Origin of the sequence: Glaciecola sp. 1036, assembly GCF_050306235.1 — a bacterium.
Classification (GTDB): domain Bacteria; phylum Pseudomonadota; class Gammaproteobacteria; order Enterobacterales; family Alteromonadaceae; genus Glaciecola.
This window is the reverse complement of the sequence record NZ_JBLWFH010000011.1, coordinates 1-18,975: the sequence shown is the minus strand read 5'-3', so window position 1 is coordinate 18,975 and position 18,975 is coordinate 1. Positions and strand designations below refer to the sequence as shown.

General features: G+C 39.5%; 18 protein-coding genes. 12 read left to right on the top strand and 6 right to left on the bottom strand.

What is annotated here, in order from left to right; genetic code table 11:
- The first annotated feature begins 717 nt into the window (after positions 1-717).
- Positions 718-1,113: a hypothetical protein gene (locus ACNKW3_RS15045; protein WP_427400140.1), complete on the top strand. Its 396-nt coding sequence runs from the start codon at positions 718-720 to the stop codon at positions 1,111-1,113.
- Between the two features lie 233 nt (positions 1,114-1,346).
- Here ACNKW3_RS15045 and ACNKW3_RS15040 read toward each other — a convergent pair whose 3' ends face one another.
- On the bottom strand, positions 1,347-2,504 hold the full coding sequence (locus ACNKW3_RS15040; RefSeq protein ID WP_427400139.1) for a tyrosine-type recombinase/integrase: 1,158 nt from the start codon (positions 2,502-2,504) through the stop codon (positions 1,347-1,349).
- A 58-nt stretch (positions 2,505-2,562) separates the two neighbouring features.
- Positions 2,563-3,660, bottom strand: a complete 1,098-nt coding sequence (locus tag ACNKW3_RS15035) for a tyrosine-type recombinase/integrase (RefSeq protein WP_427400138.1) — start codon at positions 3,658-3,660, stop codon at positions 2,563-2,565.
- 144 nt (positions 3,661-3,804) lie between these two features.
- On the opposite strand from ACNKW3_RS15035, the gene dusA reads away from it, so the two are divergent.
- The 9 genes from dusA (at position 3,805) to ACNKW3_RS14990 (ending at position 12,495) form a co-directional block, all read left to right on the top strand.
- A complete protein-coding gene (gene dusA / locus ACNKW3_RS15030) occupies positions 3,805-4,806 on the top strand; it encodes a tRNA dihydrouridine(20/20a) synthase DusA (protein ID WP_427400137.1) in 1,002 nt (333 codons plus the stop codon).
- Between the two features lie 237 nt (positions 4,807-5,043).
- Positions 5,044-5,364 carry a hypothetical protein gene (locus ACNKW3_RS15025; RefSeq protein ID WP_427400136.1) on the top strand — a complete coding sequence of 107 codons (321 nt, stop codon included), beginning with the start codon at positions 5,044-5,046 and terminating at the stop codon, positions 5,362-5,364.
- Positions 5,365-5,543: 179 nt separating this feature from the next.
- Entirely contained in the window at positions 5,544-5,747 is a 204-nt protein-coding gene (locus tag ACNKW3_RS15020; RefSeq protein WP_427400135.1) for a PspC domain-containing protein, read from the top strand.
- Between the two features lie 41 nt (positions 5,748-5,788).
- A complete protein-coding gene (locus tag ACNKW3_RS15015) occupies positions 5,789-6,781 on the top strand; it encodes a DUF2333 family protein (RefSeq protein WP_427400134.1) in 993 nt (330 codons plus the stop codon).
- A gap of 5 nt (positions 6,782-6,786) precedes the next feature.
- Positions 6,787-7,545, top strand: coding sequence for a TIGR04219 family outer membrane beta-barrel protein (locus tag ACNKW3_RS15010; protein ID WP_427400133.1), 759 nt, complete (start codon positions 6,787-6,789; stop codon positions 7,543-7,545).
- 106 nt (positions 7,546-7,651) lie between these two features.
- A complete protein-coding gene (locus ACNKW3_RS15005) occupies positions 7,652-9,445 on the top strand; it encodes an assimilatory sulfite reductase (NADPH) flavoprotein subunit (RefSeq protein ID WP_427400132.1) in 1,794 nt (597 codons plus the stop codon).
- A complete protein-coding gene (cysI, locus tag ACNKW3_RS15000; RefSeq protein ID WP_427400131.1) occupies positions 9,445-11,157 on the top strand; it encodes an assimilatory sulfite reductase (NADPH) hemoprotein subunit in 1,713 nt (570 codons plus the stop codon). The genes ACNKW3_RS15005 and cysI overlap by 1 nt, the downstream gene beginning before the upstream one ends.
- Entirely contained in the window at positions 11,150-11,905 is a 756-nt protein-coding gene (locus ACNKW3_RS14995) for a phosphoadenylyl-sulfate reductase (RefSeq protein ID WP_427400130.1), read from the top strand. Before cysI ends, ACNKW3_RS14995 begins: the two co-directional genes overlap by 8 nt.
- Positions 11,906-12,171: 266 nt before the next feature.
- Positions 12,172-12,495 (top strand): hypothetical protein, encoded by a 324-nt coding sequence (locus tag ACNKW3_RS14990; RefSeq protein ID WP_427400129.1) that lies wholly within the window; start codon positions 12,172-12,174, stop codon positions 12,493-12,495.
- A 37-nt stretch (positions 12,496-12,532) separates the two neighbouring features.
- Here the strand turns inward: ACNKW3_RS14990 and sthA are convergent, their stop codons facing one another.
- Positions 12,533-13,945, bottom strand: a complete 1,413-nt coding sequence (gene sthA / locus ACNKW3_RS14985) for a Si-specific NAD(P)(+) transhydrogenase (protein ID WP_427400128.1) — start codon at positions 13,943-13,945, stop codon at positions 12,533-12,535.
- Between the two features lie 85 nt (positions 13,946-14,030).
- Complete coding sequence (locus ACNKW3_RS14980) at positions 14,031-15,164, bottom strand: acyl-CoA desaturase (protein ID WP_427400127.1); 1,134 nt, start codon at positions 15,162-15,164, stop codon at positions 14,031-14,033.
- A gap of 116 nt (positions 15,165-15,280) precedes the next feature.
- On the opposite strand from ACNKW3_RS14980, the gene fabR reads away from it, so the two are divergent.
- On the top strand, positions 15,281-15,892 hold the full coding sequence (fabR, locus tag ACNKW3_RS14975; RefSeq protein WP_427400126.1) for an HTH-type transcriptional repressor FabR: 612 nt from the start codon (positions 15,281-15,283) through the stop codon (positions 15,890-15,892).
- Here fabR and trmA read toward each other — a convergent pair.
- Positions 15,887-16,978 carry a tRNA (uridine(54)-C5)-methyltransferase TrmA gene (trmA, locus tag ACNKW3_RS14970; protein ID WP_427400125.1) on the bottom strand — a complete coding sequence of 364 codons (1,092 nt, stop codon included), beginning with the start codon at positions 16,976-16,978 and terminating at the stop codon, positions 15,887-15,889. The two genes, fabR and trmA, sit on opposite strands and share 6 nt — an antisense overlap.
- A 135-nt stretch (positions 16,979-17,113) precedes the next feature.
- Here trmA and ACNKW3_RS14965 point away from each other — a divergent pair, with 135 nt between their 5' ends.
- A complete protein-coding gene (locus ACNKW3_RS14965) occupies positions 17,114-18,244 on the top strand; it encodes a DUF5610 domain-containing protein (protein ID WP_427400124.1) in 1,131 nt (376 codons plus the stop codon).
- Between the two features lie 38 nt (positions 18,245-18,282).
- Here the strand turns inward: ACNKW3_RS14965 and ACNKW3_RS14960 are convergent, their stop codons facing one another.
- Positions 18,283-18,777 (bottom strand): RNA recognition motif domain-containing protein, encoded by a 495-nt coding sequence (locus tag ACNKW3_RS14960; protein ID WP_427400123.1) that lies wholly within the window; start codon positions 18,775-18,777, stop codon positions 18,283-18,285.
- Positions 18,778-18,975 lie beyond the last annotated feature (198 nt).

The following is an 18,975-nucleotide window of genomic DNA, read 5'->3' as shown; positions in this document are numbered from 1 at the left end:
ACATGTTCGCTTGCAGCGCACTAACCCACTTTTCACCGAATCTCACGCTGCGTGATTAAAACAAGTTTTAGTTGTACGGTGATCTCTGCGCTCGTTGCCGAGCTTGATGGTTTTTAACGACTTTACTTCGTAGCCATTAAAAATTTTTGTAAAACAAAAATGAAAACTGGGTTAGTTCGCTGCGCTGAACATGTGCTACTCCACAACAAAAAGTGCTTCGCATTTTCATTGTTACGCGATTTGTTACTTTGATTCTCAAAGGCTTTTTATTGCAGTCATTGTTATCACAATGATGCTGAAAATCGCTTCGCTTTCTGTCTATAGCACCTTCCGAATAAGTATAACTTTAATGCGGTTTGGAAACGCTTGATCGTTTATTATTTCAGTCGTTGAACGATAGCCGATGATGTAAAAGCTCAAATTGTAGTGGGTGATTACATCTTGCTTTTATATAACTTTTAATTGCTACAAACTGAAAAGTAGGCTTTATATATGGTTTGAATAGTGGTGGTCTGGTCTAAAGCGCTAATCATTTTTTTGTGCGCCGATAATAGACTCGTGGGCAAGCTTTGCGCGTTATCAGCTTAAATTATAGAAGCGTCGTTCAACACCCTTTGCTTTTAATTAAACTGAAAATACAGGTGAAAAACATTTGCAAACCTGATCTGAATTATTAAGGTTTATTTGTACCGAGTGAAAAACAAAAGGTACAAACCCATGACATTATTAAGTTTAAAGTTATTCGACCATTGCTCTGTAGGTTCGTCTGTAAGTATAGATGATACTGGCATTGTAGATTCTGTTTACGAGTCAACTATAGAACTTTTACCAAGTACAAGTACCCCTTTGACTGAAGATGCTTTTGTCGATGTATCCAGTGCTTCCTGTGAGAGCTTGGAGTGTACAACGGGTTTCTTCGAAATAGATTCTATCGCTGTTGATAGTTCCTTACGTGATATCGAAGTTCACGATACCAGCACGCCCACTGATGACTCATCAAGCTGGGGGTTTATGTTAAATGATGAAGGCGGAATGAGCACCTTTGATGATTCTCATGGATCAACTGATTGGTTCGATGGCGACATTGGGATAAGTAACAACTGCGACTTCTAACCGCAAACATCAGTAATTTTGGAGTAGATTACATACAAAGGGTTTCCTTATGATTGAATCAATTTGGTTAATTCCTACATTGGCTGGTGTTGGTACTATCGTACTTTTTGCTAGCGTCTACTTGGTTATTAAACACAGTTTAATAAAAATAATTTTAAAAAATAACAAGACCGACATATAGTCGGCCCAGTCCTCAGTTAGTGTTCTCATTTGCCCGTAATAAACGGGCTTTTTTACATTCGACCTTCGAGAAACGACATTTTGTCGTGCATCCAAAGCTTATTCGGAACGACGTTGTGTATTGCTTGCATATCAGGGTGAATATAATTAGCTTCCATTGTTTTTTCATCTTTATGGCGGCTAATTTTCTTAGCAATATGTTTACTGATCTCTTTATCAAACAGCTGGCTGATAGACTCTCTTCGCAAGTCATGCCAACGTAAGTCTTCAATTTCCAAATGTTTTCTGGCACGCCTGAATGCCGCACTTATACTTTTAGCCTTAAAGTTAAATATCTTACCACTTTTGATACCTTTGCTCTTAAGGTAGGTGGTTAATAACTCGAAGGAGCCTCTGACTAGCGGCTGTTTTACCCAATTGTTTTCAGCTTCTAAACCCCCATCATTTTTGAATGTTCGAAGGTAAATAAATTTACTGCTGTAGTTAAGGTCTTCGGCTCGAAGGTTAACTAATTCATTTTCTCTTAATCCTGTGCAAAGAGTTATTAGGTATACAAGCGTATAGGGGATTTTTACTCGTTTAGATTGCTGTCGAGTTTCAAGTTCGTTGTAGATCTCTTCAAGTTCGTAGTCTTCAGGTCTGCGATCACGAGGTTGAGATTTTCGAGTCAGTTTTTCGCGACTTAATAATTTTTTAAGATCTTTGTCTTCCATAAATGATGGATTAATATTTAATTTAAATAGAGTTTTGAGACTCGATAGAAACATTTTTAACGTAGCCAAGTTGTTATGAGTTGTTTGTGAGTCCACTTTCGGTTTGCTTCTGCTAGTGCCTCGTCGCCAGATAGAGAACTCGTAAATACTATTTTCATCAAGCTCACATAGCATGAGATCACTAAGTGGCGAGCCGTCTTGAACTATCACGCTTAAATTTGAATACTCTGTTTTACCCAAATGTACGATACCTGAGTCAGCCATTTTTTGATAATAAGCAGCGGCTTCTTTAACGGTTGTACATTCAGTAACTGTGCCCGTTAGCCAAAGCTGGTTGTTCATGTAAGCCTTGGCTAAGTTTCGCCAAGCGACTGCTTCATCATAGTCATCAAAGGTTCGTGTTTTTTGATCTATCACTTGACCAAATTGTTTCTTGATCGCGATTGCTGTGTGTCGTAATAAACCTGTCTTTTTAGATGCGCGAGAGCGAATAGTCATGTTGTGTCTCCGTTGTATGAAATTAACGGAAGCAATAGTATGGCCGTCGGCCATACTGCTATTCATTCTGCTTAGATTTAGGGGGGAGTTGTTTATTTAAGATATGTTCAGGCGTTATTTTAGTGTACACCTTCCACAGTACGTTCAAGTCTTTATGGCCTGTGACGGTAGCCACTTCTTCTACTGTATAGCCTGCTTCAATTAACCTAGATGCTCCTTCACGCCTTAGGTCATGGTAACGCAGCCCTTTGATACCTAATTGCTTGCATGTTCGTCGAAAGCCAGCGGTTATGGAGCGAGAATTGTGGGGGAAAATTAAGTCACTTACTTTTGGTTGCATCAAAAGTATTTCTATTGAGTTACCTAAAAGTGGTATCTCGTTGTTGTTGCCAGCAGAGCCGTTGGGATTTTTTCTATCTCTTACCTTTATTGTGCGTCGGGCTAAGTCTAAATCATCCCACCGAAGTGATGTAACCTCTGATACTCGTAAGCAAGTTAAAAGTGAGATTTTAAAAATATCAACGTATGGAATAATGTTGCTGTGATGGTGTTCTTTTTTAGCCAGCTCTTCTAAGAGTATATCGTATTCGTTTGATTCTAATCGTCGAGTTCGGACAGGAGCCTTACCAATAAGCTTGAGATCATAAAGTGCTTGGTAGGAGTCGATAACAGGTTGCTGATTGCAATTAATGCCTAAAAGCGATTTGCCAATTCTGAGCACTTTTCTGATCAGGCTGACATCAATACTGAGAGTAGCTGGCCCTGGCTGGGATTCTGATTTTTTTCGTTGCAGGCAAAATTGCACTATATCGTGACTTTGAATCTTAGAAGCGAATATATTGGCAATGGGAAACTTAAGAATGGTTTTGTAACCATAAGCAGATGTTCGACCTAATGGCTTATTCGATTTGTCTTTAAGCTTGATATAGTCGCGGATCAAATCACCGAGCAACGCTTCTCGTAAGCCAAGTAAGTTCATGGCTTCATTATCTTCTAATTGATCTACTAAAATCTTCGCCCATTTAGTAGCTGCACCTTTGGTTGTGAATGTTTTAGATTTACTAAACATTTTTTGACCTTTCCGCTTCTGTCTAACTTCGGCACAGTAAACAGGTAGTTCGCCTCTGAAGCGTTTTTTGATAAGATAATAGGCCATAGAAAGTCCTCTGATTTTGTCACCCCATTTGTCACCCTAGGGTGTGAAAATTGACGAAAAACAGCGGAAATCACCGAATTTTTAAAAGGTAATTATTTTGCAAAAAAAAGCGTTAAGCCCTTATAAATCAATGGATGTGGCGTGATGGCTGCTAAAAAGTTAGATCGCCGATTTTCGGTCGCTCCAATGCTCGACTGGACGGATAAGCACTGCCGTTATTTTTTACGTTTGTTGTCGGCCAAAGCAGTTCTGTACACAGAAATGGTGACTACGGGCGCTATTATTCATGGTAAAGGGGATTATTTAGGATTTAACCAGCAAGAACATCCAGTGGTTTTACAATTGGGTGGCTCGAATCCTGAGGACATGACTCGCAGTGCTGTATTGGCGCAAACTTATGGTTATGATGAAGTTAACATTAATGTAGGTTGTCCTTCTGACCGGGTAAAAAATGGCAGTTTTGGTGCCTGTTTAATGTCGAGCCCAGAAATTGTAGCCGAATGCGTCACTAAGATGCGTGCTGAAGTTGATATTCCTGTTACCGTAAAGTGTCGTATCGGTATCGATGATATGGATGATGATCAAGGGCTAACAGATTTTGTTAAACCTCAGATAGAGGCAGGTTGTCAGCATTTAATTGTGCATGCAAGAAAAGCTTGGCTACAAGGTTTAAGCCCAAAAGAAAATAGAGATATACCGCCGCTAAATTACGAAAGGGTTTACAGATTAAAACAGCAATTCCCTGATATTTTCATTTCGATAAATGGCGGTATAACTGACTTGCAGCAAGCCAAAGAGCAGTTAAACAAGGTGGATGGTGTTATGTTGGGCAGAGCAGTTTATGCCAATCCATACATACTCGCTGAAGTTGATCAGGAAATTTATGGCCAAACAGCACTCATCAAGACCCGAGAGCAGGTAATTGAAGAATTAACCCCATACATCACTGAATATGTTCAACAAGGTGGCAGAGTTTGGCACATTGCCCGCCACACATTAGGATTATTTCAAGGACAACCAGGCGGAAAAGTTTGGCGACGTTTTCTCAGTCAACAAGCACCGAAAAAGAATTCGAATCCTCAGTTATTACTAATGGCATTGGACGAAGTTCATAAAGCACGACAAAACTTACGAAAATTTGGTTAATTCCACTAAAACTATGTGGTTAAATTCACCAAACTTATAAGAGGAAGCCTTAGTCCTGTTTTTACTTTTCCCTTCATTTTCTATCTATCTTTTTGATTTTATTCAAAATAATAAATTTCATTGTGCGTTTGGCATGGCTTTCGCTATTGCTTGAGTAATGCTTTAACACAGCAGTTGCTAAAGGGTTAGGACGTATGCAACCCATTGTTAGACAATTGAATACACGAGGGATTTATTATGAAACTTAAAACTACCGCCATCGCATCTATCTTTATCACTGCATGTGCTTTCACGGGTACTGCAAATGCTAATCAAGCGCAAATTGAGAGCTTGGTAGCTAACATGGTGAAAAGCACACTAGTTGAAGTTTCTGCAGAAGTTAAGCGTGATATCAAAACTACTTTATATGCATATAGCCACGAATCACTAACGCGCGACAATGCTGAGGCACCAGTAGGTAATGTAAAAATCACTGATATTGTTGTTAAAGCTGATTCAGAAACTAACGCCGAAAATAAAACCGAGTCTGTAAACCAAAAGACAGAAGCTGACGACTAACCACCTTTAACGTTAGTAAGGATACCACTATGTTAGTAAATATGAATTTATTGGGTTTGGTTTTGTCACCTGTGTTGTTCTACCTAGGGTCAGCGGCATTCGTGATGTTGTTAACTAACCTAAAATTAATAAAGACAGAAAGTTAATTCAACGCGTCTTGAATAGAGAGGAAAGGTCCAATGAAAACCGTAGTAAATAAAGACAGATTTTTTCGTGACCCGCATAAAGCTAAAATTTCTGGCGTCTGTGCAGGACTAGCTAAATCCATTCAGATTGATCCTTGGATCGTCAGAGCGGGTGCAATCGCAGCGTTTTTATTTGCACCAGCTGCAATCGGATTAGCTTACGTATTGGCTATATTGTTGTTGCGGTATCGCTACTAGGAATAATAGACTATACTAGTTAGCGACATCCGTGAGGCACTATGAATTCGATTTTTACTACTAAAAACATAACCTTGGCAATAGCCATTCTTCTTATCATTATAACCATGATCGGTTGGTGGTGGAGTTTTGAGCCAGATGTAAAAGATGTGCAATTGAATGCAAAACGCACAGCTGAAACCAATCAACACGAAGTGGTTGTCGGTTACACCACAACAGTGGCATTAATTGATGTCATGGACACCTTATTACACAAACCTGGTGGTTATATTAGTAATGACATATTACCGCCAGGACTTGTCATGGATAATATCCCAAGTTGGGAGTTTGGTGCGCTAGAAATGAGCCGAGATCTGGCGCTTGCTATGCGTAAAGATTTTAGCCGCTCACAGTCGCAAAGTGTCGAAAATCAATTTCTAACCAAAGCACAACCGTCTCTAAATTTCGATAGTAATCGTTGGTTATTACCGTCAACAGAGGGCGAATACGAAGACGCTATCGAGCAATTAATTGCATATAGAGATGACTTAGCGAATAAAGACACAAATAGTAGCCAATTCTTCGCTCGTGCCGATAACCTTCGAGAGTACTTGAAACAGGTTGAGAAGAGGCTAGGCAGTTTGTCGCAAAAATTGGCAGCTAGTGTGGGAACTGAATCCTTGAATTTAGATTTAGCGGGTGATCCGGCTAATCGCTCTTCAACTCCTCAAGCAAATGTAATTAAAAATAAAACAAGCTGGTTTGAGCTTGATAATAACTTCTATGAAGCGCGCGGCGCCTGCTGGGCAATGTTGCACTTCCTCAAGGCTATAGAAGTAGATTTTGCTGTTGTGTTGCAAAAGAAAAATGCAGAAGTAAGCTTACAGCAAATCATTCGAGAATTAGAAGCAACCCAAGATACTGTATTTAGCCCTATGATATTAAATGGCGATGGTTTTGGATTGTTAGCTAATCATTCACTCGTGATGGCAAATTATATTTCAAGAGCTAATGCAGCCTTGATAGAACTATCAGAGCTGCTAAATCAGGGTTAATACAAATGAAAAAGAGTTATCTTGCAACCGTTATCTTAGCGACGTCTGGTATTGCATTTTCGGCATCTGCTGACACTGTTCTAGGTATTTATGTTGGTGCTCAGGCATGGAACATGGGTGTTGAAGGCGGATTTTCTCAATCTGATACTATTGCAGAATTTGGTTTTGAGGATGAAACCAATGCCAATTTCTATGCAGCTTTAGAACATCCAATCCCATTAGTGCCTAACTTAAAAGTCGCACAAACTACCTTAGATACATCAGGTGGCACTACTCTCAGTAGCACCTTTACTTTTGGCGGCGAAGTGTATACCGCGGATACGGTATTAGAAACAGATGTAGATTTGATAACCAGAGATTTCATCCTATATTACGAAATTTTGGACAACAATTTGGCTAGCTTCGATATAGGGATAAATGTTAAACAGGTGGACGGTGAGTTTTTAGTTGCCGATGCAGACTCAGGACGCACAGCCACAGAGAGTTTTGATGGCTTTATTCCAATGGGTTATGGACGTTTAGCTATTGGAATTCCTGGTACTGGGCTAGGTGCTTACGCTGAAGGAAGTTTTATTTCGATAGACGATAGCAGCGTGACAGATTACCAAGTTGCTGTTACTTATAGCTTTATTGAATCTTTAGCATTGGATTTAACCCTGCAAGCAGGTTATCGTTCAACCGAGGTTGATATCGAAGATTTAGATGATGTGTACGCTGATCTAGAGTTTGATGGTGCCTTTGTGGGTGTTGAATTTCATTTCTAAGAATAGCTTTCAGCATTTATTTATATAAAAAATTATTTTTAATTCTTTCAAGTTATCAAAAAAAACCGCTAATCTTTACCCAATTCTATAGATTAGCGGCTTTTTGATGTCACAAAATACTACTTCAACTAACTTTGTTCCTCTTCAAGAGCAACAGTTAAATAAAATCACTCAGGCGGTGGCGGGGTTAACTCAGTCACAATTGATTTGGGCTAGCGGATTTCTTGCAGGTATGGCGCAGGGTGGAGTTGCCACTGTTACAGAAACGGTGCAAGCGTCAGCTAGCGTAACCGTGCTGTTCGGCTCTCAAACGGGAAATGCTAAACATGCAGCGGCTGATTATGCTGAAAAGTTAAATGCCAATGGTATTCAATCTACCTTGGTTAGCATGGCTGATTACAAACCTCGTAAGATCAAAGACGAAGCCTATTTAGTGGTTTTTGTAAGCACCCATGGTGAAGGTGACGCACCAGATGACGCGATAGAATTGCATGAATTTTTAGGCTCTAAAAAGGCCCCTAAATTACCTAATACTCAATTTGCGGTAGTTGGCCTAGGTGATAGTAGTTACGAATTCTTTTGCCAAACAGGTAAAGATTTTGAAAAGCGTTTAACGGATTTAGGGGCTAAATCTTTGCATCCTAGATTGGATTGCGATGTAGAGTATGAAGCAGAGTTAACTCAGTGGTCAGACGCAGTTACCGCAAAGCTTAAAGATCTTTTAGCGGCATCTTCCCAAGCAACCGCTGTAGTGCAAAATCAGCCACTAGCGGCAGGTACGTCTCAACTTTACACGAAGCAAAAGCCTTTTTCGGCGGTCCTATCTGATGCATTTAAAATTACCGGGCGCGATTCAGTAAAAGATATTCGTCATGTTGAAATTTCGCTGGAAGATTCAGGTATTCAATATCAACCTGGAGACGCGCTTGGCGTATGGTTTACTAATGATACAGCAGTGGCTGAACGCATCTTAACTGCAACGGGTTTATCCGCTGAAGATCTGGTAACGATAAATGATGAAGAAATGACGGTTCATTCAGCCTTGGTTGAAAAGCTTGAATTAACCCTAAGTTATCCTGGTTTTGTTAAAGCCTATCAGCAAGCAAGTGAGAATAGTGCATTAGCTGCAGTTCTTGAAGATAAAGCAGGATTACGAGCATTCCTTGAAGAAAGACAGATTGTTGACATTATTGAGCAATTTCCAGCGAAGATCAGTGCTCAACAATTGGTAGATGGGTTAAGACCTATCACGCCACGATTGTATTCAATTGCTTCTAGTCAAGCCGAAGTGGAAGATGAAGTGCATTTAACAGTGGCTCATGTCGCTTACGAAGCGTTTGGTTATCAACACCAAGGCGGTGCGAGTGGACATCTTTCGACTCGTCTTCAAGCGGGTGAAAATGTGCGGGTTTACGTTGAATCTAACGATAATTTTAGATTACCCCAAGACGACAATACACCAATTATTATGGTGGGTCCTGGTACTGGTATAGCGCCATTTAGAGCATTTATGCAAGAAAGAGATGCCAGAGATGCAGAGGGTAAAAATTGGTTGTTCTTTGGTAATCCAAATTTCACCCAAGATTTCCTTTATCAAACAGAATGGCAAGGATATTTGAAGTCAGGTTTATTGAGTCGCATCAGTCTAGCGTTTTCTCGTGATCAGGCTCACAAAATCTACGTTCAAGACAGGTTATTGGAACAAGGCGAAGAAGTTTTTAAATGGCTAGAGCAGGGCGCACATTTTTATGTGTGCGGTGATGCAATGAAAATGGCCAAAGATGTCGAACAGGCACTTTTGCACATCATTGAGAAGTACGGTGATAAGTCACAAGACGATGCCAAACAATATCTCACTGCGATGAGAAAGAATAAACGTTATCAAAAGGATGTTTACTAATGAGTGACAAAAACGATCTAATTGTCGAAGGCAAACTTTCTGATAATGAGCGCCTCAAGGCAGAAAGCCAGCATTTGCGCGGGACTATTAGCAAAGATTTAAAAGACGATGTAACAGGTGGATTTACAGCGGATAACTTTCAGTTAATTCGTTTCCACGGTATGTATCAGCAAGATGATAGAGATATTCGAGCTGAGCGCGCTAAACAAAAATTGGAGCCTTTGCATAATGTGATGCTTAGAGCGAGATTGCCTGGAGGTGTTATTACGCCTAAGCAGTGGTTAGTGATCGACAAATTTGCCGAAGAAAACACTATTTACGGCAGTATCCGACTTACTACTAGACAGACATTTCAATTCCATGGCGTGTTAAAGCCGCATATTAAATCTATGCACCAACAACTTAACGCAACCGGTATTGATTCCATTGCAACTGCGGGTGATGTGAATAGAAACGTACTCTGTACCAGTAACCCAATTGAGTCAGTTGTGCACCAGCAGGCTTGGGAATGGGCAGCAAAAATCAGTGAACACCTACTTCCAAAAACGAAAGCCTATGCTGAAATTTGGTTAGACGGTGAAAAGGTCGACAGTACACAAGAAGCTGAACCTATTCTTGGTGATACTTACTTACCGCGTAAATTTAAAACCACAGTGGTAATTCCACCGCTAAATGATGTAGATGTTCATGCCAACGACTTAAATTTTGTTGCTATTGCCGAAGATGGCCAGCTTATTGGGTTTAATGTACTAGTGGGTGGTGGCCTTGCCATGACTCATGGTGATAAAACAACTTATCCAAGAAAAGCTGATGATTTTGGTTTTATTCCATTGGACAAAACCTTAGCTGTGGCAGAAGCAGTAGTGTCTACTCAGCGTGATTGGGGCAATAGAGTTAATCGTAAGAACGCGAAAACTAAATATACCCTAGAGCGTGTCGGCGTTGAAACCTTTAAACAAGAGGTGGAAAAACGCGCTAATGTTCAGTTTGCAGAGAGTAAAGCATACGAATTTACAGCCAGAGGCGACAGATTCGGTTGGGTAAAAGGTATTGATAACAAACATCATTTAACCTTGTTTATCGAAAACGGGCGTATTTTAGATTTCCCTGAAAAGCCACTAAAAACGGGTATGCGCGAAATAGCTAAGATCCATCAAGGCGATTTTCGACTCACAGCCAACCAAAACCTGATCATTGCGGGAGTAGACGAGTCTGATAAACAGCAAATCGAGAATCTTGCTGTCCAGCATGGTTTAATGGCACCAAATGTGAGTGCGCAGCGAAAAGACAGTATGGCTTGTGTATCTTTACCTACATGTCCATTAGCCATGGCTGAAGCTGAACGTTATCTGCCAAGTGCAGTAACGGAATTGGAAGAAATCCTTGCCAAGCACGGCCTTTCAGATGAAAGCATTATCTATCGTATTACCGGTTGCCCTAATGGCTGCGGACGCGCGATGCTTGCTGAAATTGGCTTAGTAGGTAAAGGGCCAAATAAATACAATTTGCATCTTGGTGGTAATCGAGAAGGAACCCGAATCCCTCGCATGTACAAAGAAAATATCAGTGATACAGAAATTATGATAATCATTGATGAATTGGTTGCGCGATGGGCAGCGGAAAGAGAGACAAATGAAGCCTTTGGCGATTTTGTGATCAGAGCCTCTATCGTAAAGCCTGTGATTAATTCAGCAGAGGATTTTTATGAGTAATCTAGCAGCAATTTCGCCGCATAGATTTACCCTCGGTGAGGTTGATAAAGCTGCATTGCAAGAAGTCAATGCGGCTTTGGAAAACGCCAGTATGCACCAACGAGCAGAGTGGGCATTAGAAAATCTACCTGGGCGACACATAGTGTCCTCAAGTTTTGGTGCTCAATCGGCAGTGATGTTACATCTTTTAAACGAGGTTGCACCAGGCATTCCAGTGGTATTAACCGACACAGGCTATTTGTTTAAAGAAACTTATTTGTTTATTGAAGAACTCACTGCACGTTTCAACCTTAATTTACAGGTGTATCGTGCGCCATTGAGTCCAGCTTGGCAAGAAGCTAAATTTGGTAAGCTTTGGGAGCAGGGCGTTGAAGGTATTGAAAAGTACAACCAAATGAACAAAGTCGAGCCCATGAAACGAGCACTTGAAGAATTAAATGTGAGTACATGGTTCGCGGGGCTACGTCGATCTCAGTCGAATAGCCGCAAAGCTTTGGACGTAGTACAGAAGCAAGGCGCCCAATTTAAAGTGCATCCAATAATTGATCAAAGTAATAAACAATTGCATCAATATATGAAAGCCAATGACCTTCCTTACAATCCTTTATGGGATCAAGGTTATGTTTCTATCGGCGATTGGCATACCACCAGAGCGTTAGAAGATGGAATGACCGAAGAAGATACACGCTTCTTTGGGTTAAAAAGAGAATGTGGCTTGCACGAATTCGGCGACGGAGATGGCATTTGATACTTGCGTATCTAGATGTATACATTTCCTTGTCGATTTTAAGAACTTCTGCTTCTAAGTTAACAACATTGTTATTTGCCTAGATAATCCAAATTGCGTTTTTTCTGGAGTTGTAGGATAGGTTTGCTAATTTTTTAAGAATATTGGGTAAATTTCACGAGACGTTAAAGTCACTGTCATATTACTGTAATATTCGTATGATTTCTCTTGCAATTAAGGTTATTGGAAAGTATACTTTGGCCTAGGTTATCTGTTAGGAGAAGTATATGAAAAAGTTTTTAGTCGCTAGTTGTTTAGCACTAACCTCTCTCTCCGTCTTTGCAGCTGATAACTCTACTGAGACTAAGAATAGTTTTTCCTGTATGGACAAACAAACATTTGAAGTTGATGCACAATGTTTCAGCACAACGATTGAGAAAAGCGATAGTTTTGTAGCAAATCAGAAAGCCTTTTATAAAGATGCTTCTGAGCCAGGTGAATACGTAATGGCAACCTTACTTATGGATCCGAAAACGCTCAATATTACGGTAATTGCACACCGTGAGCAGGAAAACAAAACCTTGGCTAGGTTAGATACCGTTAAAAAATAATATTAAAAGCCTCCTTTTGGAGGCTTTTTTCATTCTATCAAAAAACTCTGTTCAACCCGTTTAAGGCCGCAACCCGATAAGCTTCAGCCATCGTTGGGTAATTAAAGGTCGTGTTAACAAAATACTCTATATTATTGCCTTCATCTTGTTGCATGATAGCTTGACCAATGTGCACAATTTCAGAAGCCCTTTCTCCAAAACAATGGATACCAAGAATCTTTTTATTTTCACGATGAAACAAGATTTTTAAACTTCCAACCATAGTATCTGCGATTTGGGCTCTGGCCAAATGCTTAAATTGCGCTCTTCCAACTTCGTAAGGCACTTTTGCTTTGGTTAGTTCTTGTTCGGTTTTTCCCACTGAACTGATTTCAGGTATGGTATAAATACCTGTAGGGATATCTTCTACTAAACTTTTATGACATTCACCGTTCACCATAGCTTCAGCGGCAAAACGTCCTTGGTTATAGGCTGCAGAGGCTAGACTCGGATAACCAACCACATCTCCAACTGCATAGATATTCTCAACTTCTGTTCGATAGCTCTTGTTTACTTTTACCAATCCACGCCCATCAGCTTTTAAGCCAACATTTTGAAGATCCAGCATGTCGGTATTACCCGTCCTACCATTGGCAAACAAAATGCAATCCGCTTTCATACGCTTACCCGATTTAAGGTTTAAGATGACACAGTCTTCTTTTCCTTCAATGCTGTCGTATTCTTCGTTATTTCGAATAAGCACACCGTTATTCCATAGGTGATAACTAAGGGCATCAGATATTTCTGCGTCTAGAAAAGACAGCAGGCGATCTCGCATATTCACAAGATCAACTTTCACTCCCATTCCTCTGAAAATGGAAGCATATTCGCTACCAATTACCCCAGCGCCATAGACAATGATAGTTTTTGGTTGATAATCCAGATTTAAAATTGTATCACTATTGAAAATTCGTGGATGGGTAAAATCAATATCAGCTGGTGTATAGGGACGAGAACCTGTAGCTAAAACAAAGTTTTGTGCAGTGATAGTTTCCAACGAACCATCTTTACGCTTAATGTTAACCGTATGTGGGTCAACGAAGCTGGCTTCACCTGTGATAACGTTAACATCGTTTCGCTCATAAAATGTCGATCTTAGACGCGATTGTTTACGAATAACACCTGCTGCGTGCTTCATAATTTCAGCGAAAGTTAAGCTTCGGTAGCGGCTATGTTCATTAAATAACGGGTTTGAATTATATTCTATTAAACGGCTTACAGAATGACGCAATGCTTTCGATGGTATAGTTCCCCAGTGGGTACAACCACCGCCAACAGAAGAATACTTTTCAACCGCGGCCACTTTTTTGCCGGCTTTGGCCAACTGCATTGAAACACCTTCTCCAGCTGGTCCTGTACCTATTACTACCGCGTCAAAATCAAATGTTTGTTTTTTTTGCTTGTTCGCCATCTCAGTTTCCATTTACCGTTACGTAAAATTAAAAAGGATGCTACCACAGCATCCTTTTTGCGTTACCAAATGCTTTATAACTCTATTATGCTTGTATCGGCGTCATATAGTAAGAGTAAAGTGTTTGCCATTTTTCTTTTTGCAATTTAAAACTTTGTTGAATTTCTCTGTAAGCAAAATCGATTTCCAGTTTTTCATAACTTGCAAGCAAAGCTTGTTTTTTAGCCAGCATAAGTTTTTTCTTAGCCGCATAATATTCACTCATCTTGTGTACTAATACATCATACTCTTGCTGAATGTTGTTAACGATTTCTTCGGCGTTAGGCAAATGTACTAAGCGCTTCTTGGCATATTTCAGTTGCATTAATAATCTTGCTGCTTCAATACGTTGATCTGGGGTTTTTCTAAGATTTTTTGCTAGCCCTACTAAAGATAAGCTTTTAATCAGCCACTTTGTAGGATCATAATGCCACCATTTAATACCGTTTCTATAATCATACTCAAAAATATGATGATAATTATGGTAACCCTCTCCAAACGTAAATAAGGCAATAATGCCGTTGTCACGGGCTGTATTGGTATCAGTATAGGGACGAGAACCCCAAATGTGGGCTAACGAGTTGATAAAGAAGGTCACATGATGCACAACGACTAACCTAAGCACACCTGCGATTAAAATCATGCCTAAAATGTCACCATTTATCCATCCAAGTAAACCGGTAATACCAAAATTCGCAATCAATACTATTGGCAAATAATGGTTGTGTTGCCACATTACGACTTTATCTTTCTGCAAATCACGGCAATTAGAGTAATCAGTATAGCGTTCGGCTTGATATTCTCTAAGCATCCATCCGATATGAGAAAACCAAAATCCTTTTTTGGCAGAGTAAGGGTCTTTGTCATTGACATCCACGTGTCTATGATGCACTCGGTGATCGCTTGACCAATGTAAAATACTGTTTTGCACAGCCATTGCCCCACCAATCGCCAAGATAATTTTTACCGTCCAATGAGCGTCATAAGTCTTATGGGACCACAATCTATGATAACCAGCAGTAATTGACATACCGGTATAAAAAAATAACAACACGGCTATCACTATTTCTGCTAAGTCGATACCGTTAAACATGATCCATATGGGGGTAGCTATTAATGCAATTGCCGTAGTAATACAGAAAACCGCTATATTAAGCGGAATTAAAGGAGGCTTATTCACTTTACTTTTCACTTTTTTAAATTCAGCGTACAACTGTGCGCTAATTTAACTTTTCACCCACTCAATGACAAGAAATATTTGCAGAAATTCAAAAACTGATCTAACAATCATAGCCTATGAATAGACAGCAACAAAAACGCCAGACTCGCCAACGAATTATCAATTCGGCATTTACGCTACTCGATGAAAATCGCAGTCTCACCGCAATCAGCTTGAGAGAAGTAGCACGGGCCGCCGGTATTGCCCCTACATCATTTTATCGGCATTTTTCAGACATTAATGAGCTCGGATTAACCTTAGTCGACGAAGCCGGTTTAGCTTTGCGGCAATTGATGCGACAAGCTAGACAACGTATAGCTTCGGGCGGTAGCGTTGTGAGTATTTCAGTTGATACATTTATGGAATTTATTGTGCAAAATCGCAATGTTTTTCGGTTACTTTTGCGTGAACATACTGGAACTTCATCAGCATTTCGGGCGGCGGTCATGCGCGAAATCCAACACTTTACTGAAGAGCTCTCCGACTACATAGTGGCGCATTTACGTCTCCCCAGAAAAATTGCTAACTTGCAAGCAGATGCCATGGTTAGATTAGTTTTTAACGCAGGAGCTGAAGCTTTAGACGCAGATGTAAAAGAAGTCGAACAAATTGCCGACAGGGTTAAAATTCAACTTAGATTTGTGCAGCTAGGGGCTGTTAGTTTTAATTCGTCCAATCCAGGTTTATAAGCGCTTTTTCAATACAACGCCACTTTCAATGTGGGGCGTGAAAGGGAACTGGTCAAATAATGCAGCACGAGATACCTGGTGTGTTTCATTTAATACAGCTAGGTTATTCGCTAAAGTTTCAGGGTTGCATGAAATATAAATAATATGGGTAAATTGGCTGACCAGTTTTAGTGTATCAGGATCAAGGCCGGCTCGAGGCGGATCAACCAATATCGTAGTGAAATTATATTCGCTTAAAGATATCTCAGATAAACGATTAAACGCGCGTTTTTGTTGGTAAGCTTCTACAAATTCTTCGCTGGATAATCGCGCAATGTTCAGGTTGTCTATGTTATTTGCATTAATATTAAATTGAGCTGCTGCAACAGAGGTCTTTGATATTTCTGTACCCAACACTTTACGGAAATAACGACTTAGGGGAATAGAAAAATTACCCGCTCCACAATATAACTCCAATAAATCAATTGAATCAGCGGCTATGTTATCAATTGCCCATTCCACCATATTGACGTTAATTAATGCGTTAGGTTGGGTAAAACTATTTTCAATTTGCTTAAAACTGAATGTTTCTTGTTTAAATTGTAATTCTTCTATTACAAAATCTTTATCCAAGGTTATCTTCTGCTTTTTGGCGCGTCCAATGATATCGGTAGGGAAATGTTCAGAGAGTTTTTGTTTTAAAATTGTCGCCTCTTGCTGCCAATTGTCGTCCAAAGGTCTGCGGTAAATCATTGAAATCACTATTTGACCAGTAGTTGTCGCAAGATAGTCCACTTGATAGAGTTTATTTCTCAACGTCTGATTAACATTGACCTCATTCATTAACAACTGCATTGCTTGATTTATCAATTTACAAGCGATAGGAAACTGGTCCACCCTATATTTTTGTTTGGTTTCTTTCTCAAACATAATATGAAAGGTTTCATCATCCTGATGCCAAATTCTAAATTCTGCACGCATTCGATAATGTTGTGGAGGTGAAACAAAGCAATCTACATTATCTTGATAATATGGAGACAACAAAGCAATAAGTCTGTTTTGTTTCTCATCAAGTTGTTGTTTGTATTCTTGTTTCAAATCTGCCATCACATCATACCCAATACTGATTCATGTTCGAATGAGGAGCGGATTTTAAACTCTTTAAAAAAAATACCAAGTTTATATTAAAGTTTTTAAAAGATGCTACCGATATAGCTAGATGAGGAATATGAGGTAGGTAGTATGAATACAGTAGAAGCTAATATAGTTGCCTCTGCTAAACCAGCAGAGGCGCACAAAACGCTGATCGCAGAGCATCATAGAATTCGTGATCTTGCGGCGTTCAGTTCTGTTTCTGTTGATGTATACACAGGAACATCAGCCAATGATGCTGTCATGTCGCGGGCATTTTCCAGCGCTGTTGACGCTACGTTTAAGTCTGTGGCGTCTAAGTTTCCACCTCTTAATTCGGTTAGCCATAAAGAAAAAGCGTTTTCTTCAACTAGAACATTTGATTCAACCTCTGTACAGGCAAATATCTTTGGTTTTGTTAAAGCGAGTTTTACATCATTTGCCGCTAAAGGTAGCACGGCTAGTGAACTTGAAACACTTAGAACACAAGCAATCGAAGGCGTTGAAATAGGCTTTTCAAGAGCCTTGGAAGACATGGGCATTGATGAAAAAAGTGAATTATTTGGCAATTTGCAAAACACTGCTCAGCAAATCTCTGAAAAAATAAAAGCACTATCGGTTAGTCCAGAGGATTACCTTCGCAAAAACGCAGAAGAGTCACAATACAATCAAGTTGATATTCGTACACGGGACGAACAAAAACTTTCATTAGACTTTAATAATTCTGCAGTCTTTATTGAAGAAGCGGATGGTGGTGAAATCAATAAATTTACCACTAAAAGTTCTAATATCAGTTTTGCTATTGATAGTGAAAACGGTGATCCAAGTAAATTCAAAATGGTTGCCGAGTTCGTAAATAAAGCAGACGATTTGTTAAACCAATTTTATCGCGATGATGTCGAAGTAGCCCTGCAACGAATAATGAAGCAAGGCATTTCCATAACGGATTTAGATAAATTTAAAGTGGTTGAATCTGATACGCCGAGGAAAATTGGTGCATACAGCCAAATAAGTATGATTGGAAAAGGTCTAGATAACCAACTTCAAAGCGATATTAAGTTGGTTAAAAAATATGATAAAGACCTTTCAACGTTGGTTAAGTCGGCACAAGAGTTGTTTGCTAGTCAAAACGAATCAACACAGATCATTAACGGATTAGTCAATCAATTGAAAGATGTTCAGGTGCCTGATCTACTACATGCGATCAATAGATTCCATCGTTTTAACGAACAATTTCGATAAATTACTAAACTTAATCCAGTTAAGCAAAAGGTAGGTACTCAACCTACCTTTTCTTTTGCATGCCTAACAATAAGGTTTCTTTCAAAAAATATAGATTCGTTATATTTTTCTATGGTTTTATTGGCGTCAGAGTCTGACACTTCAATAAAACCAAAGCCTTTTTTCTTACCAGTGCGCTTATCTTTAAGCAAACGAACCGAGTGCACGGTCGTAAAAGTTTGAAAATAGTTCTTCAAGTCATCTTCTGTTGCTTTGTAGGAAATATTGCCTACATATAAAGTAGCAAGCGTATCGTCGCTAGAGTTTTTATCTTGGTTTACCGTCGACGAAGCTTTTTTAGATGTTGTTGTTGAATTGTTTGTTGAAGTATTTATGGAAGTAGAGCTGTTTAATAGCATTACGACTGCAAAAATAACGATGCATACAGGAGAAAGAAGTATTCCAACTGTTGACATTCCTTGAGTCAAACTAACAGCAACCGAGATAATAATTAATATTATTGCTGTAATTATAACCTTTATATTTGTATTCATTGAAAATTTGTCCGAAAAGAATTTTTAAAAAAGATTAAAGAAAAACACCATATTGGCGACATAAACATAGCTTTTTATGGCGTGTCGTTAAAATATTAGCTTAAATCTGTATTTTTTCCATTTTTAAAAAAACACTTGCACTAATTTTTTTGCTGTGTAGAATGCGCGCTCGCTGTTGAGGAGTATCGCTTTGCGGTC

What these genes read in the sequence shown, in the direction of transcription:
- ACNKW3_RS15045 (WP_427400140.1), top strand. Translation starts at nt 718, where the DNA reads ATGACATTATTAAGTTTAAAGTTATTCGACCATTGCTCTGTAGGTTCG.
- ACNKW3_RS15040 (WP_427400139.1), bottom strand. Translation starts at nt 2,504, where the DNA reads ATGACTATTCGCTCTCGCGCATCTAAAAAGACAGGTTTATTACGACAC.
- ACNKW3_RS15035 (WP_427400138.1), bottom strand. Translation starts at nt 3,660, where the DNA reads ATGGCCTATTATCTTATCAAAAAACGCTTCAGAGGCGAACTACCTGTT.
- dusA (WP_427400137.1), top strand. Translation starts at nt 3,805, where the DNA reads ATGGCTGCTAAAAAGTTAGATCGCCGATTTTCGGTCGCTCCAATGCTC.
- ACNKW3_RS15025 (WP_427400136.1), top strand. Translation starts at nt 5,044, where the DNA reads ATGAAACTTAAAACTACCGCCATCGCATCTATCTTTATCACTGCATGT.
- ACNKW3_RS15020 (WP_427400135.1), top strand. Translation starts at nt 5,544, where the DNA reads ATGAAAACCGTAGTAAATAAAGACAGATTTTTTCGTGACCCGCATAAA.
- ACNKW3_RS15015 (WP_427400134.1), top strand. Translation starts at nt 5,789, where the DNA reads ATGAATTCGATTTTTACTACTAAAAACATAACCTTGGCAATAGCCATT.
- ACNKW3_RS15010 (WP_427400133.1), top strand. Translation starts at nt 6,787, where the DNA reads ATGAAAAAGAGTTATCTTGCAACCGTTATCTTAGCGACGTCTGGTATT.
- ACNKW3_RS15005 (WP_427400132.1), top strand. Translation starts at nt 7,652, where the DNA reads ATGTCACAAAATACTACTTCAACTAACTTTGTTCCTCTTCAAGAGCAA.
- cysI (WP_427400131.1), top strand. Translation starts at nt 9,445, where the DNA reads ATGAGTGACAAAAACGATCTAATTGTCGAAGGCAAACTTTCTGATAAT.
- ACNKW3_RS14995 (WP_427400130.1), top strand. Translation starts at nt 11,150, where the DNA reads ATGAGTAATCTAGCAGCAATTTCGCCGCATAGATTTACCCTCGGTGAG.
- ACNKW3_RS14990 (WP_427400129.1), top strand. Translation starts at nt 12,172, where the DNA reads ATGAAAAAGTTTTTAGTCGCTAGTTGTTTAGCACTAACCTCTCTCTCC.
- sthA (WP_427400128.1), bottom strand. Translation starts at nt 13,945, where the DNA reads ATGGCGAACAAGCAAAAAAAACAAACATTTGATTTTGACGCGGTAGTA.
- fabR (WP_427400126.1), top strand. Translation starts at nt 15,281, where the DNA reads ATGAATAGACAGCAACAAAAACGCCAGACTCGCCAACGAATTATCAAT.
- trmA (WP_427400125.1), bottom strand. Translation starts at nt 16,978, where the DNA reads ATGGCAGATTTGAAACAAGAATACAAACAACAACTTGATGAGAAACAA.
- ACNKW3_RS14965 (WP_427400124.1), top strand. Translation starts at nt 17,114, where the DNA reads ATGAATACAGTAGAAGCTAATATAGTTGCCTCTGCTAAACCAGCAGAG.
- ACNKW3_RS14960 (WP_427400123.1), bottom strand. Translation starts at nt 18,777, where the DNA reads ATGAATACAAATATAAAGGTTATAATTACAGCAATAATATTAATTATT.